This is a genomic window from Ruegeria sp. HKCCA0370 (assembly GCF_013033705.1).
Lineage (GTDB): Bacteria > Pseudomonadota > Alphaproteobacteria > Rhodobacterales > Rhodobacteraceae > Ruegeria.
Genome location: NZ_WQEP01000012.1, coordinates 1 through 24,822 on the forward strand (window position 1 = coordinate 1; position 24,822 = coordinate 24,822).

The following is a 24,822-nucleotide window of genomic DNA, read 5'->3' on the forward strand; positions in this document are numbered from 1 at the left end:
CCGCGACATAGTAGCGGTTCAATCCGTCGAAATAGGCGAATTGGTATCCCGCCTCCAAAAGCAGAGGATCCCATGCATGGTGGTTCTGCTCCGTGCTCAACGGCACAACGGCCTCTGCCACAACGATCCAGGGGCGGTGGCGAGTCCAGTCCGCACTCCGGATCACGGCCTCTTCAGCGCCTTCGACATCGATCTTCAGGAAGTGCACCTCTTGCCCTGCGGGAACATGTGCATCCCAGATATCCGCCAGTCGCCGGGTCTGAACCTCCAGCGCTTCGACATCCCAACCCTTGTCGGCATGGGTCTCGGCAATGTCTTTGACAAGCGTCGTCAGCCCCGTATCGCGGAGCAGGTTGAGCGTCAGCGTGCCTTCTGTATCACTCACGGCGATATCGAGATTTATGTCGCGGGGGCGCAGTTCCTGCAGGCGCGCAAAAGCATCGGGGTTGGGTTCCAGGTTGATACCGTTCCAACCCGCATCATAGAAGATCTTCGTTATGGACTCTTCGACGGGGTCAAAGGCACCAATGTCGATGTAGAATCCCGCCTCCACTCCTTGCAGGGTACGATGCAAAAGGATGTCTTCCGCGCCGTGCGAATGGGACGATATGATCTCTGTCATGTCACTGAGTCCGCCTGTCTGTTGCTAGTGTTTTGAGGACGTTTTCCGTTTCGAATCCTTTACATGGTTTGGATACTTTCGAACAGGGACAGAAAACTTGTTCTGCCACGCTGCACGGTGGGCTGGCTTGGCGCGACGCAGATTGTATCGGGTGGCATCTTCTTGCGCATCCGTTCACCGCAAAGCACAGACATGCGACCGCGCGTTCTTGAAGCGGGAAACAGTGGGGTCTGAGCCCCAAGAGAACACTGATCGAGGTCATTTTTAAGGGAGTGATTTCAAGCTGAGTTTTGGACAATACTCATTTTTCTGGTGTTATGCATTCTATATTGCCTATTTTGGTTTTTCATTATTAAACTCGATAAGTATCCCTTATCATGTATACTTGATTTCCGCGCAAAACCGGCCCAGATTAGAGGCCATGACCACCCCTGCCCCCTATCTCCCGGCCACCTCCCCTGCCCTGTCGCAGGCGGATCAGGACGCGTTGACAGACCTTTATGTGCGCGGCACACCCGCCAATACCCTGCGCGCCTATGAGCGCGACCTGCTCTATGTGACCGCCTGGAAAACCGCCCGCTTTGGCACTGCACTGGACTGGCCGGAATCCGAGGCCACCGCGCTGGCCTTCATTCTCGATCATGCCCGTAGCCTGGGGGATGCACCCACCGACGATCCGGCGCGTCAAACAGCTGAGGCGCTCATTGCGCAAGGGGTGCGCAAGTCGCTGGCCTGCCCTGCCCCGTCCACGCTGGATCGGCGCATCGCCTCCTGGCTGGCGTTTCACCGGATGAAGAACCTCGCCAGCCCGTTTGAGGCGCCGCAGGTGAAACAGGCCCGGTCCAAGGCGCGGCGCGCGGCGGCACGCCCCCCGGCTCCAAAATCCGCCCACCCCATCACCCGGGGCGTGCTGGAACAGCTGCTCGCCACCTGCCGCGGCACCCGTCGGGACTGCCGCGACCGCGCCATCCTGATGCTGGGCTGGGCCAGCGGCGGTCGGCGCCGGTCCGAGATCACCGCCCTGCGACGCGAGGATGTGTCCTGCAAAGAGTTCGAAGACAAAGGGCTGATCTGGATCTCATTGCTGGAAACCAAAACAACGGCAAAGGGCGAGACACCCCGGCTGGTCCTGAAGGGACGGGCCGCGCAGGCGCTGATCCACTGGATCGAGGTAGGAGAGATATCGGACGGGCCATTGTTCCGCCCCATCTCCAAGGCGGACCGGGTGCTGAACCGCCGCCTGTCGCCAGATGCGATTGCGCAGATCGTCAAACACCGGCTGAAAATGGCCGGGCTGCCCGAAGATTTCGCCTCGCCTCACGGGTTGCGATCAGGGTTTCTGACACAAGCCGCCTTGGACGGCGCACCGATCCAGGCCGCAATGCGCCTGTCCCTGCACCGCTCCATGGCGCAGGCACAGAAATACTATGACGACGTCGATATCTCTGAGAACCCGGCAACCGATCTGTTGGGGTGAGCCCGCTTCAAGCCCGGATTATCACAATCCCCTGCTGGCACCGTGAGATTCTGCAAGATTTTTTTTATTGCATCACACCCCTGCCAAATGGAACCCTGATCACAGGTAAGTACAGGTGTTCTGTTTATGTTTGAGATTTTGTTGCGCGGTATTTCAGTTGTCTTGCTGCTCTTTCTGCCAGGTGCCTGGATTGCGTTCTCCCGATTGCTTCGAAATGTGGACATCTGGGATCGTTTTGGTGTTTCGTTTGCTCTTTCGATCCCAATGTCTTGCGCCCAATACCTGGCGCTGGCCTATGCAGGTATGGGAACGGGCACGATCCCCTGGGCCATCCTGACAATAAACTTGGGATCCATTTGGTTCATCATGCGATCCTGGCAGTGGGTACCGCTCCAGAACTATCGCCTGATTATTCCATCGACATTGGTGTTGCCGCTTATTGTACTCGTCGTACATGCAAATGCGCCCTACGTTTATCAGTGGTCACATACATTTTTACACGCAGATTTAATCTATGCCCTGATAGAAAATCCAACAGCACCAGAAGAATGGCAATTGGCCGGGCTGGGCACGGGATATCCATGGTTTGGCCATCTGCAAAGGGTCTTGCTTGGGCAGGTTCTCGATCAATCGCCGATAAATGCATATTTGTGGATAAACCCGGCAATGGCATTTGGCTTTGGCGTTTTGTCCATTCTCGTCGTTAGGTCTGTCGGCGGTGGCCCTGTGGCAATGCTGCTCGCCCCAATCCTCGCAGCCTTATCCACAAACCCGATCGGCGTGCTTGGCAGAGCAATTTCTTCGTCTCTCTGGAACGGGGCCGAGCGTTACCATCATTTCATCGGCGACGCGCGCTACGATGCTACAGGCCTGAAATTCCTGTTTCTGAACACAAACCAGCTTGGGTTGATCCTGATGCTGGCAATGCTGCTGACTATCCTGCGCTCGGCAACCAATTCCAGCCCCAAGACGGCTATTCCGCTTTGGATTTTGTTCCTGGTGGGTATCGGGTTGGTTTACCCCCTTTATCTTCCGGCAGCAGCGACATTTCTTGGGGCCGCTGGCATTATGTGGGTTCTGGATCAAACACAGACTATGAAATCGCGCCTGAAAAACGTCTCGCTCTTATACGCTTCCGTCTTGCTGGGAACGGCCTGCACCTATTTCCTGGTGACGGCCCAGACAAGCGATCGCGTGGCAGGAGCCGGGATTGAGCTTCATGTTCCCGGTCAGATCTGGCGCCATGGCGTGGCCGCGGCAACCGGGCTTTTGATTCCTGTTGCTGCATGGGTGTTCGCACTGATGAACCGGGGCATCATGCCGCGTGAACAGCTTACTTTCCTGACTCTCGCGGCATTCGCAGCAGGTTCCATGGCGGTGCTTCTGCATGTTCCCAACTTTCGCAACGAATACAAATATGTGATGGTCGCCTCCCTATGCGGCCTGCCTTTTGTCGCCTTGTGGTCAGAGTATCTTTGGCGGAAATCGAAACGACCCTGGGCGCTAGGCGCACTTCTTCTTCTGATAGTGGCCGGGGGTTTTGCGACCGCCTATCCCAGAACCAAAATGTATGAACCGCCGTTTCAGGTAACCTTTTCCGGTGAAGATCAAAGGCTGACAGATGCAGAGGGCCTGGGGGATGCTTTGGCCGTCATACGTGACCGAACCGAACCGGGCATACCTACATTGGTCGCTGCCACACCCCTGCACATCACGCCGTTCACGCGCCGTCCGGTTTACATCCTATACGATGACGACACCTACTTGACAGGCCTGGGAATGAAGACTGGCTATCTGCTGCAAGATGTCAAAGGATTTGATCCGGCTTTGCTGACGTCCAGGCAAAACCGTCTGGACGCATTTTTCAACAGCGAAGTATCACAGGACCGGGAACAGGCTTACAGTCTGATCCGTAGCGAGCTGGGCGAACCGTTTACGGTTTTGTCGGACAATGTTCATCAGCCTGCATTGCTGTCTTGGATGGACAGCCGCGGCGCTGAGCTTCTGCATGCCGGCCAGCGTTACTCAGTTTGGTATCTTGAATGACAGGCGTGGCACGGAACTGCCTGAGGCGGGCACAACTCCGTCGGCTTGCATGCTCCAGATTTCAAGTCGGCCCGGCGCAAAGCTTGCAAGCCGTTCACGCTGTTTCGCGCGCGAAACATCATGTGCCGCGCGCGTGCAGCCAGGCTTTCAGCTCCGCAAGAAATGTCTCGGACATTCCCTCGCCGGACAGGGTGACCTGTGCACCGTTTCGACTCTGTTTCAACTGAATGCCGCCGAATGTCTCTTTCAAGGGGGTCTTGGCAGCAGGTGGGTTTTCCCCATTCGACCCCAGGCCGCTCACTGCACGGGTCAGAGCGGAAATCTCGGCTTCCCCGCTCTGAGGCGCGGCCTTCCGCAGAGCGGTGGTGATCAAGGAAGCTGCTTTTGCCTCCTCTTTCAGGACCTTTGCAATCGACAGCCCCAACCGTTCAGGAATAGCTGACGCAAAGCGCAGATGGTCATCCAGGGCGTGATAGATCGCGATGAACGAGCCGATCTTGGATCGCTTCGCCCGGCTGGCCGAGGCAAACAGCCCACGCAGGGCCGCAGTCTCATCCGGGTAAACGCCCTGCTCTGCCGCGCGCGCCACGATCCGGGCGCGCTCGTAATAGCTCAGCCCGACGCGGATTTCATTTTCCTCGACCATGGCCACATAGGCATCAGATGCGCTCTGCGGCTGCCTGAGGAACGCACGCACGGTCTCAAAGCGGGCCTCGCCCGTCTGCTGCGCCAAAGCCCGCAGCGCTGTCAGACGCCGCCAGCCCGAGATCAACCCGTAACGCCCGCCCTCCAGTTCCACGACCTCGATCGGGGTTTGCTGCCCGCGGGTCTTCAGGCTTTCCTTCAGCGCCTCCATATCCGCGTCATCTGCCGCCATGCGATCACGCACCAAATAGGTTTCCTCGATGGCGTCCAATGGCAGATCCTGCACCAAGCGCCCTTCGGCCCGCGCGGCACGCAATTCTCCGGACAGCTCTTCCAGCGCCGCCTGCGCCGCCGTGGCCCCGGCCACCTGCGCAACCGGCGGCGTGGTCCGGGGGGTGTCTGTGGGGAACATCGGGTTCAGCCCGGGGGCAGGGCGGTTGTCTTCCAGATAATCCGGCCGGGCAGGGGTCAGTCGTTTGCGTTTTGCCATTGGTTTCTCCTTTTCCTGCGCGGATCAGACTCTGTTTCGGGACGTGGCAGGCGTGTTTCGCGCGCGAAACATCGCGCTCAGAGCGACAATTCCGGTGTTCCCGCCTCTTCGGCCTGCCGGGCCCGTTCTTCGCCCCGCCAGACGCCGATCAGCAGCTTCTTGAACGAGGCATAGGTGGCATCAAAGGTTTCCCGCCCGCGCACATAGGTCTCGCGGTTGAAATCGCGGTAATCGGCCTCGTAGATACCGTTGACCTGTTCCCCCGCCTGACCGATCAGCGCCGTGTAGCCCTGCCAGTGTGGCGACAGGGTCCGGCCCAGATAGGCCTGCATCAGCCCGGCCAGCTCCGCCTGCTGGCTGCCATCATAGCGGGTGATGATCGTGCGCACCGCATCCCACTGAAACGCCATCTCGGGCCGCCCCAAGGCGCGGGCGGCCATGTTCTCGCCATCCTCGATGGACTGGAAGGTGGAATGCAGCATGTCAAAGAAGCGCCCCGTGGAGTCGAACTCCAGGAACGAGGCCCCCATGGGCACCAGAAGGATATCCGAAGCCGCCAGCCCGTTGATCGTCAGATAGCCAAGGGCAGGGGGGGTATCGATGAAAATGATATCATAATCGTCCAGCACCCCATCCTCGTCCAGCGTATCCGTCAGCGCATCCCACAGCTTCCAGCTGCGGCCCTGCATCCGCCAGACCGGGATCTGGAATTCCGCCCAATAGAGGTTCAGCTGCGCTCCGATCAGATCGATATTCGGCCAGTGAGTGGTTTGGATCAGATCGCGGCTGCGGGTCTTCAGCGCCTCGGACAGGGTATCATCGATCGGATGCGGGGCCTCACCCCGGTCAAGACGCCCCTGATTGTCGCGGCGCAGATGGGTGGCGTAGTGGCGGGCGAGCAAGGGGAACACCGTCTGCCATTCATCGCTGACTTTGCCGCCAAAGATCGACGTCATCGAACCCTGGCTGTCCAGGTCGATGACCAGTACCTTGTAACCGTCCAGAGCCGCCGACATGGCCAGATGCGCGCAGGTCGAAGTTTTGCCAACACCGCCCTTGAAATTGGCCACGGACACGATCTTGGCGGGCAGACCCTCGGGGCGGTAGGGGCGGTATTCTTTTGCCTTGGATCCTTCCGAGGCGAAATGTGCCCGCAGCCGCAGAACCTCATCCAGCGTAAACCACTTGGCACCGCCTTCGGTTTCGGACTGTCCCTGGGGCAAATCCGGATTGCCTTTCAGGACCCGGCGAAAATGAGCGGGCGCGACAGGGATCAGATATTTGGTGATTTCCCAGGTCGAAAACAGGCGCAGCTTTTTCTGACCGTTTTCTTCCAGGCCCCGGTTCGCCAAGTCGCTACGCCCCCGCGCACAGGCATCCGCGATTTGCGAGAACTCATGTGTTCCGGTTGGGTCGCCCAGTTCAGCATAGGCCAGATCCGGGTCGATATTGAAATACGGGGGAAGCCCCTCGGACGTTGCTGCTCGCATTGAAATACTGCCCATGTGCTATGTTTTTGCCAATATACCACAAAAGGAAGTATGTGAAAGTATTATGAGCACAAAACCGGATTTTCTAAGCAAAATTAAAGGGTAGAAAACCTTCGAGACGCTGCTTTTGGGCGTATAGCAAAAAAATGTTCAGTTAGAATCCTGTTATCTTATCAGTTACGGCTGAATTTGAGTTCTATTAAGTATAAGAAAAAAAAGAGGTTTTTGTATTTCTCGCAGATCATACTGAATCTGATCCCACGATAGGGTGATTCTGATCCCACGTTGCAGTGACTCTGAACCCACGTTCCGGCGGCTTTACGCATCCTGTGGATAACTCTACGGTGAGCGTCAATAAAACCACGAACAAAGATTCGGGCAGGACATATGGGCAGGGCAGTATGAGCGGGTCAGGGGCGTTGTTGCCTGACCGGCACCCAACGGGCGATTTTTTTGTATGCGATATCTTCGATGCGCTGCCCAAGACAGATATGGGTTCGATGGAGCATCCTATGTTTTCGCTCTCGACCCGGCCGGACCGGCGCATCCTCAATTACGAACATAACGGGGTCGAGATCACGGTGACGCCTTCGGTGCGCGGTCTGGCGACGATCCACGACAAGGACATCCTGATCTTTTGCATCAGCCAGCTGATGGCGGCGATCAATGCGGGCCGGACTGTCAGCCGGGTGTTGCATCTGAAGGCGCATGATCTGCTGGTGGCCACCAACCGCGAAACCAGCGGTGACGGTTACAAGCGTCTGCGCGAAGCGTTCGAGCGGCTGGCCGGCACAAGGATCACCACCAACATTGTGACGGGTGAAACGGAAACCACTACGGGGTTCGGCCTGATCGAGAGCTGGGAAATCGTGCGTCACACAAGGGCGGGGCGGATGGCCAGCGTCAGCGTGAAGCTGTCGGACTGGCTGTTCCGTGCGGTGCTGGCGAAATCGGTGCTGACCCTCAGCCGCGATTACTTCCGCCTGCGCAAACCGCTGGAGCGGCGGATCTATGAGCTGGCGCGCAAACATTGCGGGCGTCAGCCCGAGTGGCGGATTTCGGTCGAGGTGCTGTTGAAAAAGTCCGGCTCGGCCTCACCCCGGCGGGTGTTCCGCAAGATGATCCGTGACATGATCGCAGCCGACCACCTGCCCGATTATGAGATGACCGAAGAGCCGGGCGACCTGATCCGGTTCTCGCGCCGGGGTCAGGTGGTCGAGGGGCCGGACAAGCCGATCCTGCCGCCGCAGGCGCTGGAGGAGGCCAGGGCGATGGCGCCTGGCCACGATGTCTATGCGCTGGAAGCGGATTGGCTGGCTTATTGGGCCGCGTCAGGCCGCCCACAGATCAGAAACCCGCAGCGCGCGTTTCTGGGCTATGTGGCCAAAAGGGTCGCCGGACGGGGCTAGGCGCTTAGCTGGAATAGGCGGGATTTTGTTTCTGCACGCGTGTCTTCACGATTTTGACGGCGCCTATAACAATGAGGGCTGCAATGATGAACAGCCAGCCGAAGAGGATGTAGCTGCCCAGAGCCATCAGGATGGATGCACCGGAAATCAAAGCAAACCCGCCGGCGCACAGGCCAACTAGAATGGCTATCCCGATAATTCCAATCATCTTCTCCAAGTCCTCCGGCTATGGTCTTGGTCTGGTCAAACCCAGGTGGGCGCCGTCATGCCATTGAGCAGATGCCCAAAATGATTCCGCGATGAAATCATGGCAAAACTTTGAACCACCAGAGGTTAAAATTTGGTTATTTTTACCGGGAGGAGCATTGCTCCACTACTCGTGCGACACTGCTTATAATTTATTGAGACATGAATATGTCTGAACAGATAGTTCCTTAAAACTTTTGTGACAGCAATATAGAATGCCGACGACCCCAGAAAATGTGCAAAGGCCCGCCTATGACACAGTTTTGTCAATCCGCGATCATTTGGATGGAATGGCAGACTCGCGCGCTTTGGCCATTGAATGATCAGAGGTTTTGGGGGGTCACATCTTGACCAGCCGTCCGTCTGCCACCCTGATCCCCTGCTTTTCAAAGACGTTGCGCGTATCGAAGACCAGCGCGGCCTCGCGCGCGACAAGACCATAATCCGGGGCGCTGTGATCGGTGATTACGGCCACTGCCGCATAGCGTTTCAGGGTGTCTGCCGTCAGCGGCTGCGAGGTCCGGCCCGCCAGCTGCGGGTATTCGCCGCCTTCGGGCAGGCGGGGGAAATACGGATCGTGATAGTCAACCTCGGCCCCCAGCTTCTCCAATTCGTCCAGCAGCACCAGCGCCGGGCTGCGGCGGGTGTCCTCGACATCACGCTTATAGGCGATGCCCATCAGCAGGATGCGCTGCCCGGTCAGGGGCTGTCCGGTTTCCGCCAGCGCCGAGCCGTTGCGCGCGGCCAGTTCCGCCGCCATCCGTGCCGCCAGCATCGAAGGGACCGCGTCATTGCTGGAGCGGGCCAGATTGATCAGCGGCGTATCAGATCCTGCATCCGCGGCGCGCCAGGCCAGATAGGCCGGAGACACCGGGATGCAGGCCCCACCAATTCCAGGACCGGGATAGAAGGGCATGAAGCCAAACGGCTTGGTCGCCGCCGCCTCGATCACTTCCCAGACATCCACGTCCATTGCTTCAAGCGCGGTCTTCAACTCGTTGACCAGCGCGATATTGACGGTGCGAAAGCTGTTTTCGACCAGCTTCACCGCTTCGGCAGTGGCGGCCGAGCTGACCGGCACGGCGCTGGTGACGATGGCGCGATAGAAATCTTCGACCAGTTGCCGCGATTGCGGATCGTCGGCACCGACCACTTTCGGGATGCTGTGCGTGTCGAACTTGTCATTGCCGGGGTCTTCGCGCTCGGGCGAGAAGGCCAGGAAGAAATCGGAACCTGCCCGCAGACCGCCCGCTTCGAGGATCGGCTGAACCAGCGTGGTCGTGGCTCCGGGCCAGACGCTGCTTTCCAGCACCACCATCTGACCGGGGCGCAGATGCTGTGCGATGGTCTGCGCGGCGGCGGCGACAAAACGCATGTCGGGATCTTGTGCGTCGGTCAGCGGGGTCGGCACACAGATCAGGATGATATCGGCCTCGGCCAGTGCTGCGGCGTCCTGCGTTGCGCGAAAGCGCCCACTCTCCACCGCGTGTGCGATCCGATCCGGTGCCAGATACGAGATGACCTGACCCCCCTGATTGATCCGCGCCACCCGGTCGGGGTTGAGATCAACGCCGGTGGTATCAAACCCTTCATCATAAGCCGTCAGCGCCAGCGGCAGGCCGACATAGCCCAGCCCGACCACGGCAACCCGCGCATCGCGCGCCGCGATAAGCTGCTTGAGGGACTGATGGTGCGAGGTTTCGTAGTTCATAATCTATCCTGATCGTACAAAGTCACACTGAATTAAAATTAGCTTAGCAGATTGGAAACCTTCTCTCTTCATCGGATAGGACAGATCGGGAACGAAGCCAACTAATTTGTCGTTCCCGGCAAAGACCCGGAATGGGTGTTTCCAAAAACAAGGCAGTCTTGAATCAGCGTGCCGATTGTTTTCGCATATGCTCGATCCATTCGTCGAAGGAAACACGAGGCACATACCCGATCTGATCCTGTGCATATCGGGTTGAAACCTCTGGCTGACCGGCAAAAAGCCTGCGTCCCGCCATGTCAGGCATCACGGGCCGGGGTTTTGCCAGCCGGGCCTGAACGGACCGTGCCCAGTTTGCGGCGGCCTCGACCCGGCGGCGCCCGACAAGGCGGCGCAGATGCGCGCTGAGCTGCCCCGCCAGAGAGGGGCCTGAGGGCGCATTGCCATTGGGCGACGGCGGCGGGGTCGGGTTCGCAGCCGGATCAATCCGAACCTCTCCGCATCCGGCAAGGTGGGCATAGCCTTCGAAAAACGTCTTCCATCCCAACATGTCCGGCCCGCTGATCAGGTATCGCTCGACCCCGGTCCGGGGTGATGAGGCCGCGCGCAGGGCGGCCTGCACCACGTCATCGACATGCACGGCCGGGCATTGTCCGGGCGGGTCGGGCAGGATGATGCCGCCCCTGCGCATCATCGCCAATGGCCCGTTGGTCCAAAGCGCACTGCCGGGCCCATAGACGATGGTCGGCTGCAAGATGGCGGCATCGCATTTCCCCTGTAACAGTCTCTGTTCCATCGCAATTTTGGCACCGCGATAGCTTTGCACATCTTCCGGCGTGATCGGGTTGCGTTCGGTGATCGGCCCGTTGGGCCAGCTGTCATAGACCACGGCGGAACTCAGATGCACGATACGGTTGCAAGACCCGTCTTCGGCGGCTTTGGCAAGCGCGTCGAAGGCTGCAAGGTTGTCCGCGCCGGGGGCCCGGAAATCGTAAGCCAGATGAAACAGAGCCGCCGCACCGTCCAGCGCCTGCGTCAGAGCCGGGCCGGGGTGCAGCCGGCAAACCAGTGCCTTTGCTCCGGCCTGTTCCAATGCGGCAGCCCCGTGGCGCGTGCGCAGCAAGGCGGTCACGTCACATCCCAGTTTCAGCAGCGCATCGATCAGGCGCCGGCCGATGAAACCGGTGGCGCCGGTCACGACCACGCGCTGGCCTGCAAGGCCGTCGCCGGGGCGGGGGTCCACGTGTTTTTCGGTCATGTCCGCAGGTTCAACATTCTTAATGCGTTGTGCAACAATTCAGCCCTTTTTCCAAAACTGTGCAGGCCCGGCCTGTCAGCGCACCATAGCGGTATCTACCATTTGGTGGCCACCGATCCCTATGCTAAGCCTGTGGCATTAGAGTGGATTCTGTTGGTACGAGGGTTATTCATGCAAATTTTGATCACGGGCGGGGCCGGTTTTATCGGATCGCATCTGGCCGAGCGTCTGATTGGCAATGGGCATGAGGTGACGGTGCTGGATGACCTGTCCACCGGATCGCTGCAAAACCTGTCTTCCGTTCAGGATCATTCCGCCTTTCGTTTTGTCGAAGGCAGCGTTCTGGATGCCACATTGGTCGAGGAACTGGTCGGGGCTGCTGACGCGGTGTTTCACCTGGCCGCCGCGGTCGGGGTCAAGCTGATCATGGATCAGCCCAGCCAGTCGATTGCGACCAATGTCGACGGCACGCAGAACGTGTTGCGCGCGGCCCTGCGCCACAAGCCGCTGGTCTTCATCGCCTCCAGTTCCGAGGTTTACGGCAAGGCCTCGAAATTCCCGTTCAACGAAGATGACGACCTGACGATCGGCGCAACCAGCGTGCTGCGCTGGTCCTATGCCTGCGCCAAAACGCTGGATGAGTTCATGGCACTGGCCTATGCGCGCGAGGTGGATCTGCCGGTGGTCGTGCTGCGCTTTTTCAACACGACTGGCCCGCGCCAGACCGGGCGCTATGGCATGGTGGTGCCGAACTTCATCGAAGCGGCCCTGGCCGGTCAGCCGATTCAGGTTCATGGCACCGGCGAGCAATCGCGCTGTTTCAGCCATGTGGCCGATGTGATCGAGGCGCTTGTGCGTCTGCTCGATGTCCCCGAAGCCCGGGGGCAGGTCTTCAATATCGGTGGTGAACAGGAAGTGACGATCCGGGGGCTGGCCGAAAAGGTGATTGCCGCAACGGGCTCAACCTCGGAAATCCGGCTGGTGCCTTACGAAGAGGTCTATCCCGAAGGGTTCGAAGACATGGCCCGCCGTCTGCCGGATGTGTCCAAGCTGCGGCGCTATACCGGGTTCAGCCCGGCGCGCACGCTGGATGATATCATCGCCGATATCATGGCCGAGAAACGCGCCAAAGCCTACGCATGAAGGGCTGATCACGATGACACCGGGACAAAGAGTTGAAAAGCTGGTGCGCGACACCGCAACCGTGCTGCTGCCCGAAAGGCTGCGGAAATGGATCCGCAAACAGCAGCGGCTGCACAACCTGCAATCGACCCCCGTGGGGTCGGTGGATTTCGGCGGGCTGCGGCGGCTGTCGCCGATCAGTGCCGTGTTCGGCCAGGACCGCGATCTGCTGACCATCGAGCGCTATTACATGGAAGAGTTCCTGCAAAACCACAGCGACGACATCCGTGGCCGGGTTCTGGAATTCGGCGATCCGGCCTATACGAAGAAATTCGGCGGTGACCGGGTCACGCAGGCGGATGTGCTGAGCTATGTCGAGGGCAATCCACAAGCGACCATCGTGGCGGATATCACCGATGCGCCGCATATTCCCGACAACAGTTTCGACTGCATCATCATCACCCAAACCCTTCAGATGATCTTTGAGGTCGACAAGGCGATCGCAACGCTGGAACGCATTCTGAAACCCGGTGGCGTGGTGCTGTGCACCTCGCATGGGATGACCCGTGTGGCGCGGCGCGAAGGCGTGGATGACTGGGGCGAATACTGGCATTTCACCAGCCAGTCCAAGCGCCGCCTGTTCCGGGCGGTCTTCCCGGCAGAGAATGTCGAGGTGTCGACCGTTGGCAATGTCTTTACCTGCATCTGCAACCTGCACGGCCTTGGGGCCAGTGAAATTGCGCCCGAAGAACTGTCCACCCATGATCCCAACTATGAAATGCTGGTTCTGGTCCGGGCAGTAAAGGCGCAGTGAGCGATCTTGTCATAGGGTCCGGGCCTGCCGGGGTTTCCGTCGCCCGGGCCTTACTGGCGCGGGGGCGAAACGTCACGATGCTGGATGCCGGGGTGGAACCGGGGCCCGGGGTCACGGACCGGGTGCAGCAGATGTCCCGAACCCGCGCCGAAGACTGGAGCGCCGAGGCGCGTACAGCCTGGATGGAGCCTCAGTTTCAGGCCCCGGAAGGCGAGGTGTGGCGCTATGGAACAGGTTATGCGCTGGCCTCATCTGCGCGCACACTGGCGGAAGGGGCGGATTGGTTTGCTTTGCGCGCGTCGCGGGCGGCGGGCGGGCTGTCCAATGTCTGGGGCGCTGCGGTCTTGCCGTATCGGCAAGCGGATATCGACGACTGGCCCATAACGACCGACGATCTTGCCCCACATTACAGGGCGGTGGCGGATATAATGCCCGTGTCCGGGCAACAGGACGGGCTGCAAGACCTCTTTCCCGCCTGCGATATGACAGGCCGAACACCCGTTCCACCAACCGCGCAGGCCAAGATGCTGCTGGCCCGTTCCAGGCAGAAGGCGAAGGCATTGCAGGGGGCTGGGATGCATGTCGGTCTGGCGCGGCAGGCGGTTGGGCCGGGCTGTCAGACCTGCGGGCTGTGTCTGCACGGGTGCCCGTGGTCGCTGATCTGGTCTGCAAGACAAACCCGCATGGCGTTGCAGGCAGAGCCAGGCTTTGCCTACCGCGCGGATCACGTGGTGCGGCAGGTCCGCGAGGAAGGCGACGAGGTTGCCGTCACTTTGGCAGATGGCAGCGATGTCCGCGGAAACCGGGTGTTTCTGGCCGCCGGGGTGCTGGAAAGCGCGCGTATCCTGTTGGCGTCACCCGGCTTGCGGGGCAAGGAGCTGGTGTTGAAAGACAGCCAGCAGGCCTTTCTGCCGATGCTGCACCGTTGGCGGGCACCCAGGCGGCCCGATGTTTTGCCCTATCAGACGCTGCCGCAGCTTTTTGCCGAACTGGATGACCCGACCGTGTCGCGGCAACTGGTTCACGCGCAGATCTATACCTGGAATGAATACTATGCCCGCGATCTGAAACAGAACTATGGCCGCCGGATACCCGGCAGCGGGCCGCTGCTTGAGGCGCTGGCCCGACGTCTGATCGTGGCGCAGGTTTTCCTGCATTCCGATCATTCGCATGAAATAGCCTTGCGTCTGGCAGAGGATGGGCGGCTACGCCCGGAACTGAACGAAAATCCCGCAACCGCCGAGACAATGCGGGCAGCGCTTGCGCGCTATGGCCGGGCCTTGCGGGGGCTTGGTCTGACCAGCTTGTCTTTTGCAGCGCGGTTCGGGGCGCCGGGGGCCAGTTTTCATGTCGGAGGTGATCTGCCGATGTCGGATGACCCGGGCCCGGGTGAAAGCGATGTGCTGGGGCGCCCGTATGGTGCGACGCGCATTCACGTCGTTGATGCCTCTGTCCTGCCGACCATCCCGGCGACGACAATTACATTCAGTGTGATGGCGAATGCCCACCGGATCGGAACGCTTGCACCCGAAGCCTGACATTCAGTTGATGGGCAGCACCCTGCTCAGCCCGCTTCGCACGCCGCGCATCAGTTTGCGGGCCGCCAAATAGGGGCCGCCCCGCCCGGCCAGATGCGCCTGCCAGCGGGCGATGTCGGTGAAATAGAACATCTCGAGCCGCGGCAGGTCGTGGATGTCATCCCCTGGCCCGGCTACGCCCAGACGGGTGCCGACCGAGGTATCGTAGTGCCGGGCAATCTGTGCGCGTACACTCGGGTTCGACGCGCCATAGGGCGGGGCGAAATGCCGGACGGGTTGACCAAGCCGGGCGGCAATATCTTGACCGGATCCGGTGACTTCTTCCTCCAAGGTCTCTGCATCCAGCGTCGACAGATCGGGATGGCTGACACTATGTGCGCCAAAGCTGACCCCTTCCGCTGCCAGCGCCTTGACCCTGTCCCAATCCATCAGCGGGCGGGGCGGGATATTGCCCCCGGCCCAGATGTCGGTGCCACCCATCAGGCCCGAGGGCAGATAGACGATCGGGCAGAAGCCATGTTCGCGCAGGATCGGCCAGGCGGTATCGGCGAAATCCTGGAACCCGTCATCGAAGCTGATGATGACCACACGGGGGGCAGGCGGGTTGGCCAGCGCGTCCGGCGTCACCACCGGCAGGTCGGACGCCGCCAGCGCCCGCATCTGTGCCGCAAAGATGTCGGGCGCGATCGAGGTTGGTCCCGGCGCGTCCGAGATCGAATGATACATCAGGATATCGGCCTGCCAGGCGGGCATGGGTCAGTCTTCCACCACATGGGTGGCAAAGACCTCACGATAGCTGTTCCATTTCGCGCGGTCGACATTGCCCTTGTCGTCGATGCAATCCGCCGCGCCATAGGCCATGGCAAAGGCGTGGTGCGTGTTGTCGTGGGCGAACAGGCCCTGCCGTCCAAATACGAGCAATCCGTCCATATCTGAGAGCCACTGATCAACCGTATCGAACCGCTCTTCATAGCCCACATCGTAGACCGGATAGGCATGGCTCAGCCGCCGGGTTTCGCAGCGGCGCACCGGCACGGTGACGGGCAGGCCCAACTGACCCAGCCATTTGGTGAATTCCTGCCCCAGTTCCTCGTCGGACATGGACCACCATTTTTCATCCGGGTCGCAGGGCAACTCGGCGCACAGAACGGTGACGCCCTTTGGCGCGCCACTGGCGTTATAGTTCTTGGGCTCCGACATGCGGCTGATCGGGATCGACAGTTCCGGGAAATAATGGGCATCGAACTCGGTGAACTGGTCGGTCTCCAGCACCAGATACAGCAGGATCATGCCGCGGAAGCGGATGGCGCGGGCCGCCTCGACCACCTCTGCCGGAGGGTCGCCGATCAGGCGCGTCAGCCCGGTCAGCGGGATGGTCGACAGGATCAGATCGCCGGTCAAGTGCCGCTCGCCCTCTTCGTCGCGGATCGTCAACCCGGTGATGCGATTGCCGTCCCGTTCGATGGCGGTGATTTCGGTATTGAACAGGAAGGTGGCGCCATTGGCCTCGGCACTGTTGCGCATCGCGTCCGAGATCTGCCCAAACCCCTTGCGCGGATAAAAGAACCGACCCGCCGTTTCGCTGCGCAGCCCCGGCAGCAGGCGCAGCATCTTCATCAGGATCTTGCCGACCGAGCCGCTGCCCACCCGTCGTTCCGCCAGTTTCACCGCCAGCTTGTCCGGATCCAGCCCCCACAGCTTGCGCACGTATGGGAAATAGAAATTGTCCGAAATCGTCGGCCCCAGCCCGTCATACAGCACGGTCGAGAACGTCTCGGGGCCTTCGCTTTTCTTGCGGAAGGGTTTCAGCACCATGTCGCCGATCAGCGACGCGGCAAAGGGTTTGGGCAGGCGCATCAGCGCGTCGGTCAGTTTCAGCGGAAAGTGAATCCATTTGCCGCCCAGCCGGATGCGCCCGTGGCGCGGGCGCAGCAGCAGATCGTCGCCCAGCAGCGCTTTCACATCGGCCAGAACCTCGGGCTCTGCCGCCGGATGAAACCTGTGCGAGCCGTAATCACAGATCACGCCCTCAATCGGGAATGAGGCCGAATTGCCCCCGGCACTGGGCGCGCGTTCGATCACGGTCACTTTCGCCTGCCCGGTCAGGGCATGGGCTGCGGCCAGACCGGCCGGCCCGGCGCCCAGAATGATGATTTCAGGCGTGTCGCCGCCATTGGGTCGGGAAACATCCGTCACTTGCACTCTTCCTTTTGGGAATTTGCCGGGGCGCTGAACCGCATTCCGGACATGGTCAGAACCAGCGCGCCAAACCCGCCCGCTGTAAACAACACAACCTGCCAGACCAGCCCGGCGGCCACGACAGCCGGGGCGCTGGCGCCGAAGGGGGCCAGGAAACCGGCCAATGTGGCCTCGCGCAGGCCCAGCCCGTTCAAAGACACGGGCAGCACGGCGATGATCTTGGCCAGCGGCCAGGCGAAGATCCATGGCCCGGCGGCCACATCAACACCCGCCGCCAGGGCCAGCCACCAGGCCAGCAGGACCAGCAGCAACTGGATCAGCACAGATGCGATGAAAGCGACTGCCAGCGTGCCGGGTTTGCGGCCCATCCCGGCCAGTGCATCGGCCAGACGATGGGCAAACCCCTTGCCGGGCAGGGACGGAACATAGCGCCAGGGCAGGGGCAGCAGGCGCGGCAAGGCGACCATACCCGCCAGCGCGGCCAGCAGGATCAGCGCCACTGGCCAGATCATATGCCCGCCCGCCGCGCTTTCCCATGTCAGGACCAGGCCCAGACAGGACAGGGTCAGCAGCGCCACCATGTCGATCAGCCGGTCAACGGTTGCGCCCGCGACGACCTGCGCGCCGTCCTTCATCGCCGCCTGCGCCAGACCGGCCCGCACCGTATCGCCGCCAATTGCACCGGGCAGGCACAGGTTGGCAGCCAGCCCGGCAAAATGCGCCCGGATGGCCAGCAGGGGCGAAAGCCCCCGGTTCAGCAGCAGCCACCATTTCAGGGCCGCGCCAACATGGGCCAACAGGAACAGAACGAACACGGACAGGAAAACCCAGATCGGGATCGCCCTCAGCGCTGTTACAATTGCATCGGCCGGCAGAATCCAGAACAGGATTGCCAGCACCAGAGCCGACCCGGCCACCCGGATCAGCCAGCGCCGTTGATTTGGATCGGAAAGCATACCGCCGCTCATGTCACGGTCTGAGATGCAGCCGCGAGATCATGTCGGCGATCAGCCCCAGCGACCAGATCATGATCGCGGCCAGGAACGAGAACACCGCCGTTTCGCTGAGGTTCCAGTAGAACATATCGATAATGAACTTCACCGTGCCCAGCGTGAAAAACGCCAGCCCCAGCGGAATGAACACCCGCAGCGGATTGAACAGCGTGCTGATGCGCAGGATCAGGATGATGAAGTTCAGAAAGTCGATCGGCCGGATTTTCGATTTGCCCACCCGCTTGCCGTATTCAATCGGCGTATAGATCATCCGCTTGCCGTTCGAGGTCATGCACAGCGTGATCGTGGTGGTGAACGAGAAATTCTGTGGCAAGAGCGGCAGGAACGGGATCAGCTCGGATTTGCGAAACACCCGCAGGCCGGAATTCAGATCGTTGATCTTGCGCTCGGCCAGGAACGAGGCAAAGGCGAACAGGAATTTCTTGGCCGGACGGCGCAGCAGCGGCACGTTCTTCATCGCCGCGCCCCGGTCGCCCACGACCATGTCCTGATCGCGGCACATGGCCAGCATTCCGGGCAGGTAGCGCGCGGGATAGGTGCTGTCGGCGTCCAGAATGGCCACATATTCATGTTGCGCCATCCGCACCCCGCGCTTGAGGCTGGCGCCATAGCCGGAATTGACATCGTTGAAGGTGACGGTGGCACCGCTGGCCTCGGCCTCGGCGCGGGTGTTGTCCTGGCTGGCATCGTCCACCACGATGATTTCGTAGGGAATGCCCAGCGGTTCGAGATGGGTGCGTACATCCTCGACCGTGTGGCGGACGGCGTTTTCCTCGTTATAGGCGGGGATGACCACGCTCAGGCTCATGCCGGCGGTTTCCGATGCGATCAGCTCTTCGGGTGTGGTGCTGTTCGTCTCCATCGGCTCTGCGACTTTGTTCATGAAAATGAAAACCTTTTATTCACTCAATATTCCCTGCCCCAGCCCCCGCTGCAAGAATTGCGTGGCGCCTGGAACATGACGGGCATAATTCCCTGTATTGCGTATAGTATTCGAACACGTACAGACTGAACATAGACAATAAATTTGACCAAATTCGACCGTTAAGGCGTCAAGTTTGCAATTGCGCATACTGTGCGCAACAGGTGTGAGTGTTTGAGCCATGTGTCCATCGGCACTTGGCGGGGTTCGGGCAACAGGAAGGAAACGGGTGTCAGGGCGGCAGAGTTTCAGCAGCGGAGTTGCCTGGATGTCGGCCGGTATCTGGGTCGAGCAGGCGTTTAATTTCATCATTTTTGCCATTCTTGCCCGTATTTTAGGGGTCGAGGCCTTTGGTCTTCTGGCGATGGTTGCAGCCTTTGTGCTGTTTTCCGAATTCCTGGTGCGCGAAACGATTTCCGACATTCTGCTGACCCATGAGGCGCTGTCACCAGAGCGGTTGAACTCGGTTTTCTGGTTGTTGGCGCTGCTGGGGGGTATGTTGACGGTTGCGCTGTATCTGGGGGCGGGGCCGGTCTCATATTTCTACAATGAGCCGGTTGCGCGTGAATTGTTGATCGGATTGTCCCCAACGGTGCTGATGATTTCCCTGACGGCGGTGCCGGTTGCGATCCTGCGCCGGGAAATGCGGTTCCGTGTTCTGGCCATCCGTGCAGCGCTTGGTGCGGCGGTCGGAGGGGTCGTGGGCATTGGCATGGCGCTGGCGGGATACGGGGTCTGGAGCCTGGTCGGCCAGCGGCTGGCGATGACGGCCACCAATATCGTGATGGCCTGGGGGGCGGTCTCCTGGCGCCCGGCATTCCATGCGTCACGGGATCACATGCGCAGGGTCTTGCATTTCAGTCACCGGATTCTGGGCCTGCGCGCGGCCGAACTGGCTGCGGTGCAATCGCCTGCGGTGATCATCGGCGCGATGCTGGGGCCGGTTCCGGCGGGGTATTACGCAATCGCCTGGCGCGTGATCGAGACCGCCTCGTTCCTGATTATCACACCGCTGCGCACCGTGGCGCAGCCTGCCTTTGGTGCGGCGGCGCGCGATGGTGGTCCGGCGACGGATTTGCTGATCGACGTCATGCGCCTGACCGGGTTTCTGGCCTTTCCGGCCTTTGCCGGGCTGGCGGTTCTGTCGGAACCGGCGCTGGTGCTGCTGTTCGGTCAGAAATGGGCTCCGGCGGCTCCGGTCCTGAGCCTGATGTCGGTGTTTGGCATGTATCTGTGTGCCGAAAAGGTGCAGCAGACCTTTTGTCTGGCGGCTGGTCAGCCCGGTCGTCTGGCGGTTCTGTCCTGGGTCGAGGTGGCGCTGGCGGCGGGGGTGATTGTGGTGCTGGCCCCGTATGGGTTGCCGGCCGTCACAGCCGGTTTTGTGGCTGTCTTTCTGCTGGTCTGGCCGCTCAAATTTGCCAATCTGGGGCATATTGCCAGGCTGTCCGGCCCGGCTTTGATGCGGCAGCATCTTGCGCCGCTTCTGCTGTCAGGGGGGATGGCGGCGGCAGTGCAGGGGGTCGTGTGGCAACTGGGCGGCCTGTCCCCGGCTTTGCTTTTACTTTCCGGCACGGTGACGGGTGTTCTGGCCTATGGTTTGCTGGCTTTTCTGCTCCAGCGGGACAGGCTGCGCCTGCTGGTTTCGATGCTTGGGCCGCTAGGCGGGCACCTGCCTGCGGCTGACACTCAAGGAATTGAGAGATAGATGAAATCGTTACGCATTTTGATGTTCACCACATTTTATCCCCCCTATTCCTTTGGCGGTGACGCCATCGGCATTCAGCGCATGGCGCGGGCGCTTGTGGCGCGCGGGCATGACGTGACGGTGGTGCATGACGAAGACAGCTATCTGATCCTGGGCGGCAAGCCCCAGCCCGAGGGCGACCCCGACGGGGTGCGGCGGATCGGCCTGCGCAGCCGCAACGGCATGATGTCGAACCTGCTGACCCAGCAACTGGGCCGCCCGGTTGTGCACACCGCCCGCATCCGCGAGTTACTGGCCGAGCGGAAGCCGGATATCATCTGGCACAACAACACATCCCTGATCGGCGGCCCCGGCCTGTTGCCGATGGGCGAGGGGTTGAAAATCTATGAAGCGCATGAACACTGGCTGGTCTGCCCCACCCATGTTCTGTGGCGGCATGGGCGCGAGCTGTGCGATGACCGCCAGTGCCTGCGCTGCGTGTTGCACCACAAGCGGCCACCGCAGCTGTGGCGGTATACCGGTGCGCTGGACCGGGCGCTGGATCACATGGATCTGATCATTGCCAAAAGCGAATTCAGCTGCGCCAAACATCGTGAATTCGGCCTGCGGCAGGACATGCAGGTGCTGCCCTATTTCCTGCCCGACCTGGATCAGAGCGCCTTGCCGGAACCGGCGGCGCATGACCGCCCCTATTTCCTGTTTGTCGGGCGGTTGGAAAAGATCAAGGGGTTGCAGGATGTGTTCCCGGCCTTTGACCGCTATCCCGACGCGGATCTGCTGATCCTGGGTGATGGCGATTATGCGGATGAGCTGAAGGCACAGGCCGCAGGCAATGACCGGATCAAATTCCTGGGCCGCAAGACGCCGGACGAGTTGAACGCTTACTATCGTGGCGCACTGGGGCTGATCGTGCCCTCGGTCTGTTATGAAACCTTCGGCATCATCCTGATCGAAAGCTTCCGGCTGGGCACGCCGGTGATCGCCCGGCGGCTGGGTCCGTTCCCCGAGATCGTCGAGCGGGCAGGGGGCGGGGAACTGTTCGAAACCGAAGATGATCTGATCGCAGCCATGCGCCGTTTTCAGAACGGAGGTGCCGCGCGGGATCAGATGGCCGCAGCGGCGCGGCACGGGTTTGAGACGCTCTGGCGTGAAGATCAGGTATTGGGCCGGTTCGGCGCGGCTTTTGCGCAGGCCGCGCATCGTGCAGGGCGGGCCGATCTGGCCCATGCCTTGGAAGCTGGTGCTTTCGAGAACGGCGCGGCGGACTGACCGGGGGTTATCCCCGCCCGGCCAGTTGCCGATACAGCTTTTCAAACCCGCTATGCACATGGGCTGGCGAGAACCTGTCTTCTGCACCGCGCGCCGTGGCATTGGCGCTTAGCCGGTCATATTCGGCGCGGTCGGTGCAAAGATCGCGCAGCGCCTGAGACAGGGCATCAAGATCATCGACCGCACACAGGCGCCCGACATCGCCATCCACCAATTCACGCACACCGCCGCAATCGGTGGCGATCACCGGCAGCCCGGCGCGGAACGCCTCGACAATTGAAATCGGCAGGGCCTCCCACCGGGAGGTCAGCATATAAAGATCAGAGGCCGCAAGATAGGTGGCGACATCCGAGATCACCCCGGGGAAACGGATGATGTCTGAAACCCCGGCCTGTTCGGCCCAGGCTTCGACCTGGCCGCGCAGCACGCCTTCGCCCCCGACGACGATCCGCAGACCGGGCAGGTCCTGCCGCACACGCCGGGCCACTTCGATCATCGCGTCGAGGCCCTTCTGGTGATCCAGACGGGACAAGGACAGAACCAGATGTGTGCCATCTTCGCCCAACAGTTCACGCCGCAGGGCATCCGCGGCGGCCGGATCGGCGGGCGGGTTGGGACGTACCCCCAAAAGCATCACCCGCGCCTTGTCGGGGTCGACCTGGCGTTCCAGCAGGGATTGCATGACGGTTTCGCTGGGGCAGATCGCCAGATCGGCTTGCTGCCGACAGGCGCGGGCCACCGCGTTGAGACGGTCGGGTGACGAGCCGTGATAGGTCATCACAATGGGAATTCCCATTCCCAGACTGGCCAGACGAGCCGTCAGAAGCGGGGCGGTCTCATGCGCATGGATGATATCGACCTTATGGTCCTTGAGCGCCCGCCGCAGGGTCAGGGCCGAGCGCGCCAGCCAGTACATTCTGAGGGCCGGGTTGAGTTTGCCATTCGCACTGTGGTCGCTGACCCGGTCAAGTTGCAAGGGTACAAAGACACTGCCATCCGCGGTCTCGCCAAGTTCGCCGGGGGCGCCAGCCTTGATCACCTTGTGCCCATGCGCCATCAGGGACCCGCCCAGATCGGTAATGTGGCGCTGAATGCCGCCTCCGAATGTGAAAAACGAGCACATTTGCAGGATGCTGAGCCGTTCCTGAAAAGCCTTCTCATTCGTCAGAGGAAGTGTTGTTTCGTTTACCATATCGGTTGCCCCAGTCGGAATGTGACGGTTCTTGTGTCTGCATCCGGTTTTTGCAGATGGGCAACGATGGTGTTTTCCGTGTCCGAGGGTAGTAGCTGAAAAGGCGCTATGGCGGTCTCGCCTGTTTGCACGACCTCAAGGGATTGTACCTCTTTCCCATTGATTTCGATGGATACGGTTTCGATATCGGGTTCGCTGATCCGCAATTCGACATCAAGGGGTGTGTCACGTCTGAGGGGGGCGTGCATAAGCATCCAGACCACCGAAGGTGGGGCATCGACTGCAAACGCACTGGTTTTGGTATTAGATCCGGGGCCGAAGCGGAGAACAGCGACTGCTATGATGCCCATCACGAGGAGCAAATACGCCCACCGGGTCCACCCCATGCCGCGCCAGATCCGTTTGACCGGGCCGAGATGCGCGGCTTCGGGGGCAAGCCGGCCCGCAAAAATCAAAGCACCGGTGAGGGCAAGGCCAGTCGTAAACAGGCCAAGGATGATCCACAGCACCATTGAAAATGCTCCAGCCCAGAGGCCGAAATGCAGCATATCCATTAAAGGCTTCCAATAGGCGAGTCCGCCGACCTCATTGGGTGTATAAGCGCCCAGAACTTCGAGTGTTACCGGATCAATTGACACGTTGCCCGGCCCGAAAAAGCCCGAATGTCCTGCGACATGCCCGCTGAAGTCGAAAGCGCCAGCTTTTTTGTCGGGCAGGGTCATGATGAAGGGGTCGAACCCGGGCAGGGCGTCACGGGCGCGGGCCTCGGCCTGGTCGATTAGATCTGAACCGAAATTGACAGGCAGAACGGTTTCACGCGGAACAGGCGGTTTGGGCTGCGGATAGGTGCCCTCAAACCCCAGGCTGCCCAGTAGGAAATAGAAACTGGTAACCGCAGTCAAAATCAGAAGCGGCATTGACCAGAGAGCCGTCAGCCGGTGTGTGCTGCCCGCCCATGCGCGCAACCCGCCCGCGCGGCTGGGCCAGCGAAAAAACCCTTTCCAGAAACGCCGGTAGGTGATGAGTCCGCTGACGATCTGAAACAGCAGGATCACGGATGTAGCGCTGACCAGCATGAACACGACCCGTTTCTCGGTCAGAAAGGTATCGTGCAGGTCTCGCAGAATGTCGCGAAACCCATTGGGTCGTGTCGCCCCGACGACATCACCGGTTACTGGATTTGTCCAGAAACTGACACTTTCCCCCCATCCGGTGCGGCTGAAGGTGCGATCCGCAAACCAAGGGGTCGGGCGTTTGAACATCAGATAGATACTACTTTCGGGGTGGGTCTCTTTGATGCCATCGTAGATCGTGCCAAAACTCGCGGTGCGCTCTTCCTTGTCGATCGTGGTCCAGATGGCCGGACGGCCGATTGATTCAAGTTCAAACCCCGCAACAAGTAATGTGCCCGTCAGGAACATGAACGCGAAAAAGAGCGAAAGATGCAGTCCCAGCCAGATGTGAAGTTTGAAAAGTGAGTTTCGTAGCTTACGGTTCATCTGCGCCTTACTTGCTTACAATTGAACGAAATGTTGGCTGAAGTAGAGTTAACGGAAACAATGGCTTTAGGATATTGTTTCCATGAAAAAATGATTTCGTCTGTCTCTGTGGCGCCGCGCGCGCATTATTTCACACCATTCCTATGGGTTAAGTATTG

General features: G+C 60.4%; 20 protein-coding genes. 8 read left to right on the forward strand and 12 right to left on the reverse strand.

Annotation, left to right across the window (positions count from 1 at the left end; genetic code table 11):
• Positions 1-622: FkbM family methyltransferase (locus GOW31_RS19310; protein ID WP_171172361.1), on the reverse strand; the 622-nt coding region annotated here is incomplete at its 3' end.
• 421 nt (positions 623-1,043) lie between these two features.
• Here GOW31_RS19310 and GOW31_RS19315 point away from each other — a divergent pair.
• Both GOW31_RS19315 and GOW31_RS19320 read left to right on the forward strand, forming a co-directional pair.
• Complete coding sequence (locus GOW31_RS19315) at positions 1,044-2,099, forward strand: tyrosine-type recombinase/integrase (protein ID WP_171120525.1); 1,056 nt, start codon at positions 1,044-1,046, stop codon at positions 2,097-2,099.
• Between the two features lie 126 nt (positions 2,100-2,225).
• Positions 2,226-4,145 carry a hypothetical protein gene (locus GOW31_RS19320; RefSeq protein WP_171120527.1) on the forward strand — a complete coding sequence of 640 codons (1,920 nt, stop codon included), beginning with the start codon at positions 2,226-2,228 and terminating at the stop codon, positions 4,143-4,145.
• Positions 4,146-4,263: 118 nt separating this feature from the next.
• Here GOW31_RS19320 and GOW31_RS19325 read toward each other — a convergent pair whose 3' ends face one another.
• Both GOW31_RS19325 and GOW31_RS19330 read right to left on the reverse strand, forming a co-directional pair.
• The gene (locus tag GOW31_RS19325; RefSeq protein WP_171172362.1) at positions 4,264-5,280 is read right to left on the reverse strand and encodes a ParB N-terminal domain-containing protein; all 1,017 of its coding nucleotides are present in this window, start codon (positions 5,278-5,280) and stop codon (positions 4,264-4,266) included.
• A gap of 77 nt (positions 5,281-5,357) precedes the next feature.
• Positions 5,358-6,785, reverse strand: a complete 1,428-nt coding sequence (locus GOW31_RS19330; protein ID WP_171120533.1) for an AAA family ATPase — start codon at positions 6,783-6,785, stop codon at positions 5,358-5,360.
• 386 nt (positions 6,786-7,171) lie between these two features.
• Here GOW31_RS19330 and GOW31_RS19335 point away from each other — a divergent pair, with 386 nt between their 5' ends.
• The gene (locus tag GOW31_RS19335) at positions 7,172-8,179 is read left to right on the forward strand and encodes a replication initiator protein A (RefSeq protein WP_171120535.1); all 1,008 of its coding nucleotides are present in this window, start codon (positions 7,172-7,174) and stop codon (positions 8,177-8,179) included.
• 4 nt (positions 8,180-8,183) lie between these two features.
• Here the strand turns inward: GOW31_RS19335 and GOW31_RS19340 are convergent, their stop codons facing one another.
• From GOW31_RS19340 to GOW31_RS19350, 3 genes are all read right to left on the reverse strand, one after another.
• Positions 8,184-8,396, reverse strand: a complete 213-nt coding sequence (locus GOW31_RS19340; RefSeq protein ID WP_171172364.1) for a hypothetical protein — start codon at positions 8,394-8,396, stop codon at positions 8,184-8,186.
• Positions 8,397-8,765: 369 nt separating this feature from the next.
• Positions 8,766-10,136 (reverse strand): nucleotide sugar dehydrogenase, encoded by a 1,371-nt coding sequence (locus GOW31_RS19345; RefSeq protein ID WP_171172366.1) that lies wholly within the window; start codon positions 10,134-10,136, stop codon positions 8,766-8,768.
• Positions 10,137-10,299: 163 nt separating this feature from the next.
• The gene (locus GOW31_RS19350) at positions 10,300-11,391 is read right to left on the reverse strand and encodes an NAD(P)-dependent oxidoreductase (RefSeq protein WP_171172368.1); all 1,092 of its coding nucleotides are present in this window, start codon (positions 11,389-11,391) and stop codon (positions 10,300-10,302) included.
• 171 nt (positions 11,392-11,562) lie between these two features.
• Between GOW31_RS19350 and GOW31_RS19355 the strand changes: the two genes are divergently transcribed.
• Genes GOW31_RS19355 through GOW31_RS22310 form a run of 3 tightly spaced genes read left to right on the forward strand, consistent with a single transcriptional unit; the run spans position 11,563 to position 14,865 of the window.
• Positions 11,563-12,534, forward strand: a complete 972-nt coding sequence (locus tag GOW31_RS19355; protein WP_171120554.1) for an NAD(P)-dependent oxidoreductase — start codon at positions 11,563-11,565, stop codon at positions 12,532-12,534.
• A 13-nt stretch (positions 12,535-12,547) separates the two neighbouring features.
• Positions 12,548-13,327: a methyltransferase domain-containing protein gene (locus tag GOW31_RS19360; RefSeq protein WP_171120556.1), complete on the forward strand. Its 780-nt coding sequence runs from the start codon at positions 12,548-12,550 to the stop codon at positions 13,325-13,327.
• The gene (locus GOW31_RS22310; RefSeq protein WP_171172371.1) at positions 13,324-14,865 is read left to right on the forward strand and encodes a GMC oxidoreductase; all 1,542 of its coding nucleotides are present in this window, start codon (positions 13,324-13,326) and stop codon (positions 14,863-14,865) included. Before GOW31_RS19360 ends, GOW31_RS22310 begins: the two co-directional genes overlap by 4 nt.
• Before the next feature lie 3 nt (positions 14,866-14,868).
• Here GOW31_RS22310 and GOW31_RS19370 read toward each other — a convergent pair whose 3' ends face one another.
• Genes GOW31_RS19370 through GOW31_RS19385 form a run of 4 tightly spaced genes read right to left on the reverse strand, consistent with a single transcriptional unit; the run spans position 14,869 to position 18,960 of the window.
• Positions 14,869-15,618: a polysaccharide deacetylase family protein gene (locus tag GOW31_RS19370; protein WP_171172373.1), complete on the reverse strand. Its 750-nt coding sequence runs from the start codon at positions 15,616-15,618 to the stop codon at positions 14,869-14,871.
• A 3-nt stretch (positions 15,619-15,621) separates the two neighbouring features.
• Complete coding sequence (locus GOW31_RS19375; RefSeq protein ID WP_171172374.1) at positions 15,622-17,061, reverse strand: FAD-dependent oxidoreductase; 1,440 nt, start codon at positions 17,059-17,061, stop codon at positions 15,622-15,624.
• Positions 17,058-18,020, reverse strand: coding sequence for a lysylphosphatidylglycerol synthase transmembrane domain-containing protein (locus GOW31_RS19380; RefSeq protein WP_171233812.1), 963 nt, complete (start codon positions 18,018-18,020; stop codon positions 17,058-17,060). Before GOW31_RS19380 ends, GOW31_RS19375 begins: the two co-directional genes overlap by 4 nt.
• Before the next feature lie 13 nt (positions 18,021-18,033).
• The gene (locus GOW31_RS19385) at positions 18,034-18,960 is read right to left on the reverse strand and encodes a glycosyltransferase family 2 protein (RefSeq protein ID WP_171120566.1); all 927 of its coding nucleotides are present in this window, start codon (positions 18,958-18,960) and stop codon (positions 18,034-18,036) included.
• Between the two features lie 307 nt (positions 18,961-19,267).
• On the opposite strand from GOW31_RS19385, the gene GOW31_RS19390 reads away from it, so the two are divergent.
• Positions 19,268-20,704: a lipopolysaccharide biosynthesis protein gene (locus GOW31_RS19390; RefSeq protein WP_171172378.1), complete on the forward strand. Its 1,437-nt coding sequence runs from the start codon at positions 19,268-19,270 to the stop codon at positions 20,702-20,704.
• Positions 20,705-20,725: 21 nt separating this feature from the next.
• The gene (locus GOW31_RS19395) at positions 20,726-21,973 is read left to right on the forward strand and encodes a glycosyltransferase (protein WP_171172380.1); all 1,248 of its coding nucleotides are present in this window, start codon (positions 20,726-20,728) and stop codon (positions 21,971-21,973) included.
• A gap of 7 nt (positions 21,974-21,980) precedes the next feature.
• On the opposite strand, the gene GOW31_RS19400 is transcribed toward GOW31_RS19395, so the two are convergent.
• Positions 21,981-23,165 (reverse strand): glycosyltransferase family 4 protein, encoded by a 1,185-nt coding sequence (locus GOW31_RS19400; protein ID WP_171172383.1) that lies wholly within the window; start codon positions 23,163-23,165, stop codon positions 21,981-21,983.
• Positions 23,159-24,664: a PepSY domain-containing protein gene (locus GOW31_RS19405; RefSeq protein ID WP_171120396.1), complete on the reverse strand. Its 1,506-nt coding sequence runs from the start codon at positions 24,662-24,664 to the stop codon at positions 23,159-23,161. The genes GOW31_RS19400 and GOW31_RS19405 overlap by 7 nt, the downstream gene beginning before the upstream one ends.
• Positions 24,665-24,822: the final 158 nt, after the last annotated feature.

What these genes read in the sequence shown, in the direction of transcription:
- GOW31_RS19315 (WP_171120525.1), top strand. Translation starts at nt 1,044, where the DNA reads ATGACCACCCCTGCCCCCTATCTCCCGGCCACCTCCCCTGCCCTGTCG.
- GOW31_RS19320 (WP_171120527.1), top strand. Translation starts at nt 2,226, where the DNA reads ATGTTTGAGATTTTGTTGCGCGGTATTTCAGTTGTCTTGCTGCTCTTT.
- GOW31_RS19325 (WP_171172362.1), bottom strand. Translation starts at nt 5,280, where the DNA reads ATGGCAAAACGCAAACGACTGACCCCTGCCCGGCCGGATTATCTGGAA.
- GOW31_RS19330 (WP_171120533.1), bottom strand. Translation starts at nt 6,785, where the DNA reads ATGGGCAGTATTTCAATGCGAGCAGCAACGTCCGAGGGGCTTCCCCCG.
- GOW31_RS19335 (WP_171120535.1), top strand. Translation starts at nt 7,172, where the DNA reads ATGAGCGGGTCAGGGGCGTTGTTGCCTGACCGGCACCCAACGGGCGAT.
- GOW31_RS19345 (WP_171172366.1), bottom strand. Translation starts at nt 10,136, where the DNA reads ATGAACTACGAAACCTCGCACCATCAGTCCCTCAAGCAGCTTATCGCG.
- GOW31_RS19350 (WP_171172368.1), bottom strand. Translation starts at nt 11,391, where the DNA reads ATGACCGAAAAACACGTGGACCCCCGCCCCGGCGACGGCCTTGCAGGC.
- GOW31_RS19355 (WP_171120554.1), top strand. Translation starts at nt 11,563, where the DNA reads ATGCAAATTTTGATCACGGGCGGGGCCGGTTTTATCGGATCGCATCTG.
- GOW31_RS19360 (WP_171120556.1), top strand. Translation starts at nt 12,548, where the DNA reads ATGACACCGGGACAAAGAGTTGAAAAGCTGGTGCGCGACACCGCAACC.
- GOW31_RS19370 (WP_171172373.1), bottom strand. Translation starts at nt 15,618, where the DNA reads ATGCCCGCCTGGCAGGCCGATATCCTGATGTATCATTCGATCTCGGAC.
- GOW31_RS19380 (WP_171233812.1), bottom strand. Translation starts at nt 18,020, where the DNA reads ATGCTTTCCGATCCAAATCAACGGCGCTGGCTGATCCGGGTGGCCGGG.
- GOW31_RS19385 (WP_171120566.1), bottom strand. Translation starts at nt 18,960, where the DNA reads ATGAACAAAGTCGCAGAGCCGATGGAGACGAACAGCACCACACCCGAA.
- GOW31_RS19390 (WP_171172378.1), top strand. Translation starts at nt 19,268, where the DNA reads ATGTCGGCCGGTATCTGGGTCGAGCAGGCGTTTAATTTCATCATTTTT.
- GOW31_RS19395 (WP_171172380.1), top strand. Translation starts at nt 20,726, where the DNA reads ATGTTCACCACATTTTATCCCCCCTATTCCTTTGGCGGTGACGCCATC.
- GOW31_RS19400 (WP_171172383.1), bottom strand. Translation starts at nt 23,165, where the DNA reads ATGGTAAACGAAACAACACTTCCTCTGACGAATGAGAAGGCTTTTCAG.
- GOW31_RS19405 (WP_171120396.1), bottom strand. Translation starts at nt 24,664, where the DNA reads ATGAACCGTAAGCTACGAAACTCACTTTTCAAACTTCACATCTGGCTG.